At 26.0% G+C, this 14,988-nt stretch carries 10 protein-coding genes; 2 read left to right on the top strand and 8 right to left on the bottom strand.

The annotated features are described in order from the left end of the window. Window positions 1-105 precede the first annotated feature (105 nt). On the bottom strand, window positions 106-1,215 hold the full coding sequence (locus tag Q346_RS0102235) for a hypothetical protein (protein ID WP_027332884.1): 1,110 nt from the start codon (window positions 1,213-1,215) through the stop codon (window positions 106-108). Window positions 1,216-1,312: 97 nt separating this feature from the next. Continuing rightward, window positions 1,313-3,721 (bottom strand): S8 family serine peptidase, encoded by a 2,409-nt coding sequence (locus Q346_RS0102240; protein ID WP_027332885.1) that lies wholly within the window; start codon window positions 3,719-3,721, stop codon window positions 1,313-1,315. Between the two features lie 610 nt (window positions 3,722-4,331). Between Q346_RS0102240 and mip the strand changes: the two genes are divergently transcribed. Together mip and Q346_RS04025 are read left to right on the top strand one after the other, a co-directional pair. Further along, window positions 4,332-6,518 (top strand): Ig-specific serine endopeptidase MIP, encoded by a 2,187-nt coding sequence (gene mip / locus Q346_RS0102250; RefSeq protein WP_027332887.1) that lies wholly within the window; start codon window positions 4,332-4,334, stop codon window positions 6,516-6,518. Between the two features lie 3 nt (window positions 6,519-6,521). Next, entirely contained in the window at window positions 6,522-8,831 is a 2,310-nt protein-coding gene (locus tag Q346_RS04025) for an MIP family Ig-specific serine endopeptidase (RefSeq protein ID WP_051521794.1), read from the top strand. A gap of 36 nt (window positions 8,832-8,867) precedes the next feature. Here Q346_RS04025 and pyk read toward each other — a convergent pair whose 3' ends face one another. From pyk to Q346_RS0102285, 6 genes are read right to left on the bottom strand one after another with little or no spacing between them, the layout of a single operon-like run. Beyond that, on the bottom strand, window positions 8,868-10,301 hold the full coding sequence (gene pyk, locus Q346_RS0102260) for a pyruvate kinase (RefSeq protein WP_027332888.1): 1,434 nt from the start codon (window positions 10,299-10,301) through the stop codon (window positions 8,868-8,870). Between the two features lie 39 nt (window positions 10,302-10,340). Beyond that, the gene (locus tag Q346_RS0102265; RefSeq protein WP_027332889.1) at window positions 10,341-11,747 is read right to left on the bottom strand and encodes an MAG1430 family protein; all 1,407 of its coding nucleotides are present in this window, start codon (window positions 11,745-11,747) and stop codon (window positions 10,341-10,343) included. Window positions 11,748-11,760: 13 nt separating this feature from the next. Continuing rightward, entirely contained in the window at window positions 11,761-12,360 is a 600-nt protein-coding gene (gene yihA / locus Q346_RS0102270; protein WP_027332890.1) for a ribosome biogenesis GTP-binding protein YihA/YsxC, read from the bottom strand. Next, window positions 12,360-12,785 carry a pantetheine-phosphate adenylyltransferase gene (gene coaD, locus Q346_RS0102275; protein WP_027332891.1) on the bottom strand — a complete coding sequence of 142 codons (426 nt, stop codon included), beginning with the start codon at window positions 12,783-12,785 and terminating at the stop codon, window positions 12,360-12,362. Before coaD ends, yihA begins: the two co-directional genes overlap by 1 nt. After that, window positions 12,785-13,975: an acetate/propionate family kinase gene (locus tag Q346_RS0102280; protein WP_027332892.1), complete on the bottom strand. Its 1,191-nt coding sequence runs from the start codon at window positions 13,973-13,975 to the stop codon at window positions 12,785-12,787. The genes coaD and Q346_RS0102280 overlap by 1 nt, the downstream gene beginning before the upstream one ends. A gap of 14 nt (window positions 13,976-13,989) precedes the next feature. Then, entirely contained in the window at window positions 13,990-14,970 is a 981-nt protein-coding gene (locus Q346_RS0102285; RefSeq protein WP_027332893.1) for a phosphotransacetylase, read from the bottom strand. Between the last annotated feature and the right edge of the window lie 18 nt (window positions 14,971-14,988).

Genomic DNA, 14,988 nt, shown 5'->3' on the forward strand with positions numbered 1-14,988 from the left:
ATAAGCATTCATATTAGTTAATTCAAAATAAAATATGGAATATATTGTTTTATATTCCATATTTTTCTTTAAATGCTATATTTAATTAAATTTTTTAAATTCAGTTTAATTATTTTCTATTCCTTCTAATATTTTCTTTAATATTGTTAATTTTTCTTTTAGATTGGTTAAATACACAGCTGATTCATTATTTTCTGAATTATTATTGGTTGCTGAATTATTTAATGAAATCATAAGATCTTCGATTTTATTAATCATTGTGGAAAGAACTAACAAATAATATTTTTTTAAATAAGAAAAATTGAAAATAATATCATAGTCATAGACTTTATTATTGTGAACAATATAATTATCGTATAATGAAATTCCATTTGCGACTATCAAGAAATTATCTTTTTCTAAAAATTCTTTAAAAGATGGTATTTCTAATTCAAAAAATTCATCTCCAAAAGAAACTCCTGTTTCAAAAAAACGTTCTCTTATTTTATCTCTATTATATCAACTAAAATCATCTAATTTTAAACCTTCATTTCGAAATTCATCTATTTTTCAATATTTTGGTTTGTATCTAATTTCATTTTTAAGATATCAATACGTTTCAATAAAATAATCAAATTGATCTTTTGTTTTTCAAAATTCTAATTCATTATTTTCATATCAATAATCTGTTTTTATCAGTTGGTAATTTCCAAAATAGTTATGATAAAGAGGTTTATTAATTTGATAATAAGAATATAAAATTTTAGTACTAAAAGTTAAAAAATCTTTAAGCTTTTTAAGAGAACCATTTAAATTGGAACTATTGACTCAATTTCTCAAATCTCCAGAATTAGTTAAATTTTCTCAATCATATTCAATAATTTGCATTGTGGTTTTTGGATCATAATAACCTTTTTGTACTAAAGAATGAGTAAATTTAAAAGAAGGAATCTCAAAAAAATTACGAATTTCAGAAGATAAATTATATTTACTTTCTAAAACATTAAAAAATTGATTAATTTTATTTTGATTCTCTGTTTCTATTGTTGAAACATTATTTAATTCAAAATTTTTACTAGAAATTTCCATTTTTTGTTTTTGAGACTCAATATTTATTTTTTCTGCTTTTTCTTTAGGTTTTTGTGATTCATTATTTTTATTACATGAAACTAAAATTGAAATAGGAAGAAAAGAAGATACACTTGAATATAAAAACATTTTAATTTTTTTCTTCATTATTTTATTACCTCAAAATTTAATCATTTTAAAAATATTAAAAACTTATTTCATTTTTATTTTTAAAATATATTGACATTTATTTTGAAATTATTATCTAATCATGAGCAAAATAAATTCCATTTCTCAATGTTTTTGAAATTAATTTGGCTTTTTCTCTTCTCAAATATTCATCATCGGTATTTTTTATTCTTATAAAAATATTTTTATTTTGACTTGGGAAAGATGAAAATCTAATCATTTCAGTTGTAGTATTAATTCCTTCAGAAGATAATCTATCTCTTGATGAAATATTATTATTTTTATTTATTGCATATAAATTAAAGATATTTACATAATCATTATAACGATCGCATAAATTTATTTTATCGCCTGGTGAAAAATAAGAAGGGCCAACAATAGAATAGAAGTCTCCTAAATCAGTTAAACTATTTCATGATATCAAAAATCTCGAATCCTTACCATCAGACTTTCTAGATCATTCATTAATAATAGGTATATCAATATCTTTATTACTTTCAAGATATTGCTCAATCAAAATATCTATAGTCTTTTCATCAAAAATAAATTTCCCTGATTTTATATAATTAGCAATTGATTTTCTATAGCCTAGATTAAAGTAAGGAACTTCATCAATATTTAAATTTAATTTAATATTTATATCTAATGGTTCTTCTGATTTTAATAAATTTAAAAATTGAGTCATTTTAGGAACTCCAGCGCCCAAAATTGCATAAAAATTATTTTTATGCAAAACATTAGCTTCAGCATCATTAATTAAATTAGTGAAATCAAAAGAATAAAAAGGAACAGTGCGTTTAGTAGAAAGAACTAACAATTCTTTTAATAAAGGTAAAGGGATTTTTTTAATTTTTGGATTAATTGATTCGGCAAGAGCAAGAAAACCAGAAAACATAGGCGCAGAAAAACTAGTGCCACTAAGATTCGTAAAAACTAAATTGAATAACATATTATGTTTCCATTTTTTAATTATTTCAATTTGTTTATTTGTTAAATCATCTTCAAGACCAGAATTGTCCAATGTCATATTTAATTCTCCGGGCATTGAGAAAAAAGGAAAATCATCTTTTGTTTCAGCTCCTTGAACAGAAAAAATGGAAGATTCGTCTTTTTGAGTTCTTCTCGTTGAGCCAATAAAAATAGCATTTCTTGATGAAGCCGAATTTACATTAGTTTCATCTAAACCATAATAATTCATTTCAAAATCAATTGGATTATTTATATATTTATAAAAACTTTTTAGTTTTTTATTATAGTTTTTTATATGTCTAAAAATAAATAATTCAAATTCTTCATTGCCAGCAGAAATATTTATTTTCATATTATAATTTCTTGCATATTCATCTATAACAGCAGCTATTTCATTATATGTACTTTTTTCTTCACCATAAATTTGATAATATTTATATTTTTCACCATACTGCATATGATATTTTTTTTCATTATCATAATTATTCATTATATGTTTTTGTATTCTGTATTCAAAATATAAAAACAAAGAATTAAAGAAATGTACATAATTTTCCAATTCAAAATCGAATCCATTAATTTTATTTATTATTTTACCTAAATATTCCATTCAAAATTCAGGGCCATCACCTTCAGAATCAAAAAAAGGATAAAAAAATTTTATAAAATTTGTAGGTTTATTATTGTATGAATCGTAAAGACAGCTTACTAGTCCAAAAAACATTTTAATTATTTGTTTTTTTGGAAAACTATCATCAAAATTAGAATTTACAAAGCTAAAAAATTCATTTATTCATTTATGATTTTCAAAAAGTGAAAGCAATTCGGAAAAAGATTGTTGATCCATTTCAAATGATTCAATTTTTTGATATGTTTTTTTTGCTTTTGTTGAGAAAGTTTCTTTAATAAAATTATCTAATGCCCTTACAACAATTGAATTATATCCATAACTCATATTTATTATATTTACATCATTTTTTCTAAAAATTTCTAATTTTTCTCTAAGATCTTTAGCTGAAAGTTCTCATATTCCTGAATAAATTGATGAATTTTTAGAAATGCCAGCATTGCCAGATAAAATGTTTGCAGCCATTGTTGCATGAAGAGCAGAGCTCAAATTTTTAGTTTCTCTTTCCAAATTTTTATCAAGCATAGATTTGTTATTTTTTAAAAAAATGTTTGAATCTTGAATTTTATATTCATCTTGATTTTTTTTGGGAGGAATAATAAAATGCAAAGTAGCTTTTGTATTTTTATTTAAAAATAAACGAGGATCAACATAAAAACTATCTAAAATTCCAATTTTAGGAGCATTTATTTGCTTATTTCTATATTCCTGAACTTCAATTTGCTTATAATATAATTCATATATATCTTCTAATTCTTTTGAATTATTTTTTATTTCATTAGCAAATTCATCAAAAAGATTATTAGTTGTATTGTTTGATGTATTAATGCTAAGACTAAAAGCTATAGTTGGAATAATTGAATTTAATAATAGTGATTTTAATTTCATTATTTATCTCCAATAAAGTAATTAAATTGAATATACTTTTCTTTGCTTTATATATTTATAAATTTTTCGAGACTAAACCTATTATAGAAATTTCAAAATCATTTTTTTTAGAATGAGAATTAAAAAAAGAAAAATAAAAAGAGAAATCGTTACCGTTTATACTTTTTAATGTGTTTTTTTTGTATTTAATCATTATTTTTGAATTTAACTCAATAAAAAAACGAGAGTTTATTTTTTTATTAAAAAAAATAGAATTATTTTTTTGTTTTAATATATCCATATAATTTAATTCTATTAACCAAAATAAATTATTTTATAAAAAATATTGAATTCATAAAAATAAATATGCAAAAATGTGGAAACTTTATTTAATATCAGAATAATATTTTTTAAAAGTTCTCTTTTGAAATTTAATCAAATTCGAAATTCCTAACTTACTTTTAATTGCTTTTTTAAATTAAAAGCAACAATAATTAACAAAGAGAAAATAAATTTTAAATTAATTCAATTTTAAAGAAGAAAACATATCAAGTTTTTAATTTATTTTTAAATTTTTATTATTTATAGTTAATATAATTTAAACAATTAAATATGATGTAGAAAGAGAACTATGAAGAAAAAAAATAAATTTTTACCTTTTTTAATATCAAATATTAACATTTTGCCTATTTTAATTGCGACAAGTTGCTTTAATAAAGACAGCAAAAAAGAAGAACCCAATCCTGATAAGCCAACTAATCCAACAGATCCTGTGAATCCTACTGATCCAAATCAACCATGAAACAGATTAAGTTTGAGTGCTAATGCTCTAATTTACAAAATTACTCCTCAAAATAAAAATATTATCAATGAATATACCAAATATGAAGCTCAATATTTTAATGAATTAATTGAACAATTAAGCGATAAGAGAACCACAGATGGTAAATTCTTTGTTGATGAAAAATACAAAGAATTAAAAAGTACTATCCCAAATGTAATTAATGCTTTCAACAAACAATCAGAAACAACTTATCAACCATATTATATTGATGCCTTTGCTAAAAACTTTTCATTACCTAATGAAAATCAGAAATTAGAATTAAATCCAATTAGAGGAAGTAAAAAAAGAGCTTGATACAATTCAACCCCTGGCGATAGAGGAAGAGCAAGATATTTATCAAATGATTTATACAAACAAGCAGCGGTAGAAACATATTCAATTGCTTTTTCAAATAGCAATAACTTAATCAATAATGACAGTCAATTAGTTGCAAATATTGGTGGGAATAAACAATTTTTAGGAACTTCTTGAATTCTAGATTATGCATTGGATTCTAATGGTTATCCAACTAAATGATATTTAGCAACTAACTTACACGTTGCTTTAAGTTTAGTTAAACCAGCTACTGCAACCGATGCATATACCAACGAACCATTATTAGAACAAGAATATAATGAATTAAAAGAAGCACATAATCTTGAACAACAATTAGCCAATGAGTGAAAAGAAATTGAAAAGCAATATGAACAATCTAAGAGAGAAAAGGGTGAAAATCATCCAGACACAATTGCTTTGGCAAAAAAAATTGAAATTTCTTTAGATAATCCAAGAGCAGTAGCTTATGATAGAGCAAAAACAAATTTAACTAAAATTAAAAATAAAATTATGGGTCAAACTCAAGCAATCACAATTTCTCATTTTACTGAAAATACTCCTTTAAATAGTAATTTAAAAATGACTAAATTTGATGCTAATGTAGAATCAGTGACTTTAAAACCTGAACAAGTTAATATTGTTTATGCTGGAGTTAATTTCTTAAATGAAAGTCCTAATGCGTATGTGGCAAATTCAAATTTAGCACCGTTAGAAGAAATGGCAGATTTTGCTGTTTTAGAAATTGATTTTAGTAAACAAGATCCAACTAAGATAGAGTATGCAACAGTTTTTGGCAATGAACAAAGAACTACTAAAGTTAATAGTGTAAATGAATTGGCACAAAGAATTACTTCTGGTTATGCAAATTTAGAAGCTTCTAAACAATCTAAACCAGCTAATTTCGATCTTTTGGAAAAATATAATGAATTAGCTAATGAAACTGTTGAAATTCAAGATGGGGATCGAACTATAACAACCAGCAGACTTAATTTAAACTTTGTTGCAGTCGGTTTTCCTCAATCAGATAGTGATAATCAATTAGATGATAACCAATTAAACGATGAAGAAAAATATTCAAAAATGTTTACATCAAGTTTATGAACCAATAAATCAATTGATTTAACTAAGGGAACTGTACAATATGGTAATAGTTTATCAAAATCATTAGTTTATAGAAACTTTGTTAATATGCCTGGTATTACTGACATTATGATTACTTCACCATTAATTAATCAAGAAACTAATTCAGGTTTTAGTGTAAACAATTTCAAAGAAAAAAATGCTTCATATCAAAACAATTTATATCTTAACTATGGATTAGGTTATATTTTAACTTCATGACAACCAATGGGTGGTGGTTCAGGAAGTTCAGTGCGTGATATTAAAAATAATATTTTAGGTTTATCTTATGCAATAGGAGATGCACAAGGAAATTCACTTGTTGCTATTACTCAATCATTAAGATCAAATGGACATAATTATCAAGGTCAATATGGTAAGTACAACTTAGCAAAATATGATTTAATTTATGGTTCAGCCGCAGGTCAACGTACATCATATCGTGAAAAAATGCTTGAAAAATATGGTTCTACTTTTAAAACTAAATTATTTAAAAATGGCTTAAATATAGTTCCAGAAGAATATCAATTTAAAGGTTAAAATATGAAACTTAAGAAAAAAATTGTTTTACTTTTACCAACTTTAGGTTTAACAACTTTAACAGTTGCATGTTTTAATGAAGTTAAAGATAGCAATATAAAAAAATCTTCTGATACAAATTCTAATTATGCAGTTATAAACGAATTAAATAATGAAAATTTAAATTTAAGACAACAAATTGATGATTTGTTGACTAATTACAAAAGTAATGAAGAATTGCTACCTCAATTAATTGAAGATCAGAGTTCAATTAAAAAAGAATGAAGCTTATTAAAAGATACAATTGAAAAAAAGATTTTTATTATTCAAACAAATGAAAATAAACGTCAAGAATTATTTGCCCAATTACCAAGACTTTATCCGAATGAACAAGAAAATAAGCTTATCGCTCAATTAAAAATTAAAATTAATTTAGAAGCTGAAAACTATACTTCAGAAAAAGCAAAAATTAATGAAATTTTTAAAAAAATTATTAAATTAAATGAAACTTTAATAGCCGATGAACAAGCACAAGAAAGAACTAAACAAGACTATAAAACAAGTAATGAAAATTTAAAAGAAAACGAAAGTAGAATTGCAAAATTAACTGCTGAACAAATTACAATAAGAAGCGAAGTTAAAAAAATTATTAAAAAAATTGAGAACAATTATGAAAAACTAGTTTTATTAAAAGCAAAATCTAAACTCAATATAACTGAAGTTAAAGACGAAATTGATAAAACTATTGAAAATCCAGAACATCCAGCGGAACCAAATCCGCCAGTAGATCCAAGCCCTAATCCAGAACCTTCAAATCCTGATACTGAAAATGGTGGTAATAATCAACCAACTCCTCCACCAGTATTCCCAACTTTCCCTACTTATGACGCTGCAGCTCATAGTTATCCATCGTATGTTTCGAATTTCACTAAGTTAAATCCAAGTGATATTTATAGTGAAATTTATGACTTAACTTTTAGTTTTAAATATAGTTGAAATGAACCAAGTGCCAATGGCAATAACGTCATAGGTGATATTAGCCAAGGAACTGCTTGATTAATTGATTATCATCAGTATGCAAATTCTAATCGCTATAAATTATTTATGGCAACCAATATGCACGTTTTAGACTATTTCGGTAATACATTAAGTGAAGAATTGTTAACAAAATTAAATTATAAAGAGCCGCTAAATGGTTCAGTGCATAGTTTTGCAATTGGTAAAACGCAAAACAGACCAAGTAATTTTGATGCAATTCCAAATAATTCTTATGATAGGTATAAACAAGCTAAAGGTGGTTCGACAGTTTATAAAAGTAGTACAAGTGGTGCAATGTCTAATCCACAAATCATTTTTGCTGGTATAGATTTCATGGATAAATCAATTTATGATTTAGCTAAAGTTAATGAATATAAAGAAAAATATAAGGAATTAATTAATAGTGATGAAGCAAGTGCAAAAACTAAAAAAATTAACTATCTAAATACACTTGATTACATTCCTTATTACACTGATTTTGGTATTTTTGCCTTTGATATTGATTTAGACAATACCAATGATCAAACTTTAAGAGAATGAATTACAAATGCAAAAAATGCTTTAGATCAATACATTTTAAGAAACAAACAGAGAAATTTACCAAATCACAAAACTAGTGATTTACCATTCTTTACAGTTGATTATATGTCTAAATCAAGCAATTTATTAGCTAATAATTCATATTATCAAGCTTATAATGAATTTGCTCTTTATAATGCCAAAGATGTTTATATTGGTGGATATCCAAGAAATACCAATAGAGAAACTTATTGAATGCAAAATAATCCAACTGAAAGAAATGATGAAAACTTAACTACATATTTAAGAAGTCCAAATAATAAAGATGCCTTTAGTTATGCAACCAATGACACAGAAGCCAAAGTTGTAAATAATAATGTTCAGGTTTATGCAAAAGTATGAAATAGACCATTATTAAGTTTTTACGGAAATAACTACAATATTAAGTTTTCTTCATTATATTTTGGAGCATCTGGCTCAGTAGTTTATAATGAATTTGGCCAAATTATAGGTATTTATAATGGTGTGCAAGCTTCAGCAGCTTTTGGCGATTTACTTAAAAACGCCACTTTCGCTCCATTAATTCAAGCTGGAGATTTTGCTGTAAGTGGCGAAAATACTAATCAAAAAATGTATGCTTATAATTTAATTGATGCAACAAATAAAAATCTATATCCTAAACAAACTAAATCATACAGAGAGAACTTGAGACAAATTTATAAAACAGGTTTTACAGACGGCACAAAAACAACAGCTTTATTTAGCGAAGGATTTTAAGAAAAAAACGTTGAAAATTAATTTCAACGTTTTTTATTATTCATATGAAAATTCATAAACTAAATCATTTTGCACAACTAAGAATTTATCACCTTTTTCTAATCCATAAGGTAATAAAGCTTTAACTGCTTCATGTTTGTCTAATCTAATTTTTTCAAAAAGTTCCAATGAGTCTAATGACATTCAAACAGAACTAATTACACCAAATTCACCTAATAATTTTGAATCATTTACTACACCAACAATAGTTGTATTTGGTCTAAATTTAGCAACCTCTTTAAGTAATTGTCCAGTTCTTGATAAAACAACTGCAAATTTATATTCGCCTAGTCTAGTTCAGTTTGCAACTTTATAAGCAATTTTAGCTCTTTTAGAATTAGGATCTGAATTTCTTCTTACTTCTTCTAATTGAATATTGTAATAATATTCATCATAAAATTCTTTTTCAGCACGTTTATTGATTGTAGCCATTGTTTCAACTGCTAATAATGGATATTTTCCGGTCGCAGATTCTCCAGAAAGCATAGTTGAATCAGCACCTAATTCAGTCGCATAATAAACATCAGTTACTTCAGCACGAGTAGGATGTGGATTATTTTCCATTGAGTCTAACATTTGAGTTGCTACAATAACTGGTTTACCTGCTTCACGACATTTACGAATAAGCATTTTTTCGTAATATGGTACATCATAATAATCTATTTCTAAACCTAAATCACCACGAGCCACCATAATTCCATCACTTGCTTCAATAATTTCATCAATATTGTCAATACCAAGACGGCTTTCAATTTTTGAAATAATTTGGATATGACTACCGCCATTGTCATTTAATAATTTTCTTAATGAATGTACATTTTCAGCTGAATTTACAAAAGAAGCAGCAACATAATTAATTTCGTTTTCGATTCCAAAAAGGACATCTCTAACATCTTTTTCACTTAAAAATGGCAAGGTAAAATCTACACCAGGTAAATTAATTCTTTTATTAGTTTTTAAGTTGTGACCATTTACTGTTCTTACTATCACAATTCCAGGTTTTACATCAATAACTTTTGAAGTTAATTTACCATCATCAAATAGTACTGTGTCTCCTACTTTTACATCTTGAGACATATCATATGAGACACTTAATTTATTTGGCTCACCTTCTAAATTAGCAAAAGATTCGCTATCAGTTAAAATGGTAATTTCACTATTTGGCTGAATTTCTTGAATTCCATTTTTCATTTTGCCAATTCTAATTTCTGGCCCTTTAGTATCAAGCATTAAAGAAATAGGAACGTGTAAATCTTTAGATAATTGTTTACCTAAATCAAATTTTTTCTTTTGCTCTTCATAAGTACCATGACTAAAATTAGCTCTAATACATGTTGCTCCAGCTAAAATTAAAGTTTTTAAAACTTCGTAGTTGTCAGTTGAAGGTCCAATAGTAACAACTAATTTACTTCTTTTTTCGGTTAATTTCATAAAATCTCTTTCTCCGTTATTTCGCATTAAAAATAATGCCTAGGCATTATTTTCTATTTTAAATTGGGCATCAGCTGTGACTACACCAATAAACTCACCAATTCCATTAATTGGGCTACTGTTTTTTAGTTTTAAAATGTAAGCAAACTTAGCTTGGCCAGTTTGAGCATCATAAGAAACTAAAGGTGTATTTGGATATTTATCATCAGCTTTAGTACCACCTGTTTCAGGATTATATTTATAAAATTTTAATTCATAATTATTAATATTGGTTAAAGTATTATCAAAAATTAGATCTAATTTTTCATAATATCCACCATATGTGTTGTGCCGAGGGTTTGAACTTGTAGTGCTATTAACAAAAATAAAATTATCTCCATAAGGAATATCGTTAGTTAAATTAGCATTATTAAATGGAATAACTTTAATTTTAGAAGCAATTTCTTTTAATTGTGCATAATTAATGTTGATATTTTGGCTATAAATTTGATTTAATTCAATTTCGCTAATTGCATTTAAATTATCAATAGAAGCAATTGGGACAAATTTTTTCACATAATAATGAATTTTTATCATTGTTGAATTTTCCACTGCACTAAATCAAACTGGTCTATTTTTATCTAACATATAGTATGATTGATTGCCAGATTCTTTAGTTGCAAACGATAAATATTTATTAGTTTTATCTCAAGCTTCTTTAACTTGATTTTTATATGAAGCTCAAGTTTCAACAGTTGCTGTACTATCAGGTTGCGCAATTTGATTTTGATTTAAATTGTTTAATAAATCATTAACTGAAGTTAATCTATCATTGCTAAAATCAATATTTAAAGTGGTAGTAGCACTGAAATTTCAATTGGGAACAGCAGGATTATCTAGTTCTTCATTTGGTATTTGGCTTAAAGTTTTAAAACCATCAATTTTATAAACAAATGATTTTCAAGTTTTCATTCTTTCTGAAATAGTATCAGAAGGGGTATTTTTATCTTCAAGAGAAACTTTTAAAAATAAAGTTCCATTTATGTTATTTGCATAAGAATGATAGTAAATATTGTATTTGTCTTTTAACAAATCAATTGGAGCATTATTTTTAGTTTTTAAATTAAAAAGAGGATCAAAATTATTAGTTTTATAAGCAGAAGTATTGGGATTAAGTTCAAGTTGATATGCTCAAAAACCTTTATCAGTGTTTGAATTATATTTTAAATCCGGATCCCTTTGTTCTGAAGAATAAGGAATATCGTATGAAGCATATGAATAAGTGCTTGGTAAAACATCTTTATTTAAATTGTTAGTCGCAACAAATTCATATAATTTTAACTCTTCTTCTGCAGAAGTATTTTGGTTTCTTTTTAAATAAGCAATGGTACTTACTGTTGCAATAGCTGATAAACCAGCAATTGCAACAATTGAGCCCAGCATTACATTGAGTTTATATTTTTTCATATTATTCCTTTATTTAATTATTGTTATCCTCATACAAAATATTTTCAATTTCTATAACTAAATCTTCCATTCCTCTTCCGGTTTTAGAAGATACAAAAAATACACTTTCAAACTTATTTAAAATTGATTGATCTATATATTGATTATGCTGTTTAATCAAAGCAGCTCTTTCCTTTTGATTTAATTTATCGCTTTTAGTATAAACCAATGAAGCAGTTAAATTCAATAAATGAGAATTGATTAAATTAATCATTTCAAAATCAATTTTAGTTATACCAGTTCGTGAATCAATTAATAAAAATAAATGCTTCGGACATTGATTGGAATTTAAGTAACTTAATGTCAAATTCATCATATGATTCAATTCATTTTTTGACATTTTTGCATAACCATAACCAGGCAAATCTACTAAATATTTATCATTATTGTCTTTAAAATAATTCACCATTTTAGTACGACCAGGATTCTTAGATACAAACGAGATATTTTGTCCAGTTATAGAGTTAATTAAGGATGATTTACCAACATTAGAACGGCCTCAAAAACACACTTGAGTGCTTGGTGCGTGAATAAAATCAGATTTAGAATTAACAGACTTATCAAATTTTCACATTATTTTTTCAGACTTTTTAAATGCCTTTCTAAAGTTGAACTAACGCCTAACATCTCATAATCTGGAATTATTAAAATGGTTTCTAAATCTGGATTTATAGTATGATGACCACTAGCTAAATCTAGTTCGTAATCATAATCTATTTGATTACGAGCAGATCTTACTAAAAATTGCACATTTAAATCTTTGCTTAATTCACCAATTAATTGATTTCGGTTTAATAATACTTCCACATTTTTAAATGAAGCTAATTGATTTTTTATAGTTTGATATCTTTCTTCAATGTTTATTAAATTATCTTTATCTGGATTGATTGATACAACTACAATCAATTTATCAAAAAGTTTTAAAGCTTTTTGAATTACAGAAATATGTCCTTTATGCAATGGATCAAATGAACCGGGATAAATAGCAACTTTTTCCATTAATTAAATAATTCTAGAGCATTTTGAGCAATTAGAAGTTCTTCATTAGTTCTGATTACATAAACTTTAATTTCACTATCAGGAGCTGAAATTAAAGCGAATTGCCCAACTCTTTCTTTGTTTTTATCTTCGTCTAATTTGATGTTAGCAAATTTTAATTTATTTACTACTGCGCTTCTTAATTCAGGAGAATTTTCACCAACTCCAGCGGTGAAAACAAGCGCATCTAAATTAGGAACTTTATTTGCATAATTAGCAACATAATCAACAATTTTTTGTACATAAAGATCAAAAGCAAATTGAGCTTGTTGATTGCCTTCATGAATTGCTTTATCGATATCTCTTGTATCATTTGAAAGTTGTGATACACCTAATAAACCTGATTTTTTATTTAAAATATTAGTTATTTCAAAAACATCCATTCCAGTTTGACGCGACACAAATTCAATAATAGAAGGATCAATGTCTCCTGAACGTGTACCCATCATAATACCAGCAAGTGGAGTAAGTCCCATTGAAGTATCAATTGATTGACTATTTTCTACAGCTGCAATTGAAGCTCCAGAACCAATATGCATTGAAATTAAATTTACTTTTTCTTTATTTAAAATTTCAGCTAATTTCAAAGTAATGTAATTATGACTAATTCCATGTGCCCCATATCTTCTAATACCATATTCTTTAGTTCATTCATAAGGAATTGGATAGATAGCGTTTAAATCTGGAATTGTAGTATGGAAAGTAGTATCAAAAGTCGCAGACAATTTAGCATGTGGCATAACTTCTTTAAAAGCATTAATAGCTTGTAATGCACCTGGATTGTGTAATGGTGCATAAATGCTACATTTGTCAATTAAATTAATAGCCTCATTATCTAAAATGGTGCTGTGTTTAAAATAAGTTCCTCCATGCACGACTCTAAAACCAATAATTTCAATTTCTTGTGGATTATTAACCAAATTAATTTCTTCCATAAAATCTAATAATTCTTCAACTGCCACCTTATGATTAGGCATCACATTAATTCTAGTAAATTTTTCACCATTGAATTTAATTTCAATTTGACCATCTGGTGAAGTAATTCTTTCAGCTAGTCCAGAAGCGATAACTGAAAGATCTTGTTTATTAAAAAGTTGAATTTTAATAGAACTGCTTCCTGAATTTACAACTAATAATTTTTGATTATTCATAATTTCTCCTTAATTTATTGTGCTTGAATTGCTGTGATTAAGACAGTTTCCACAATATCATTTACTTTTGCGCCCCTTGATAAATCATTAACTGGACGAGCTATTCCAGTAATAATTGGCCCGATAGCACCATAATTTGCAAATCTTTGCACTAATTTATATCCAATATTACCTGCTTCAAGATTTGGAAAAATTAGCACATTAGCAGGTGCATCAAAACTTTCGCCCTTATATTTGCTTTTTCTTACGCCTAAATCAATTGCAGCATCTAATTGAACTTCACCAATTGCTTTAGTTTTGCCTTGATATTCTTTATTAAAATCTTGAGTTGCTAAATTAACCATTTGAGTATTTGGGGTTATTGCACTTTGTGAAGTTGAAAAACTTAAAAATGCAACTTTGGGATCAATATCAAATCCTTCAACAAATTTCGCAGTATTTAAAGCAATGTCTTTCAAACCATTTTGATCTGGACTTGGATTTACTGAAATATCGCTGAAGAAATAGGTATTTTCTTCTTTATGCATAATCATCACAGAAGAAATAGTTTTAATACCTTTTTGAGGACCAATTACTTTAAAAGCAGCTCTTAAAATATCAGCAGTCGGATAATTTAAACCTCCGACAACACCATCAACTTCATTTAAATAAAGCATCATCATTGCATAGAAAGGTTTTTGTTTCATTAATTCAAGAGCCATTTCCATAGTTTCCACGATAGGTTTATTTTTTTGTAAATCTTTAGCCGCTCTTAATTCATAATATGCTTTTGCATATTTTTCTAATTCTTGTGAATTTTCTAAAATATTAATTACTTTAGCTTTTGAATTATTTTTTATTGGTTTTTCAGTCAATAAAGTAATTTCTAAGTTTGGATAATTTTCTAATAATTTAGTTGCTTCTCAACTTCTTTCATCTTCACCATCAATTAAAACTATTCTTTTTGGACTAAGACTTTTTACTTTTTGATTAAGTAAATCTAAAAATTGTGACATATTCACTCCTAAAATAAT

This window comes from Mycoplasmopsis gallinarum DSM 19816, assembly GCF_000621085.1.
In the GTDB taxonomy this organism is placed as follows: domain Bacteria; phylum Bacillota_I; class Bacilli_A; order Mycoplasmatales; family Metamycoplasmataceae; genus Mycoplasmopsis; species Mycoplasmopsis gallinarum.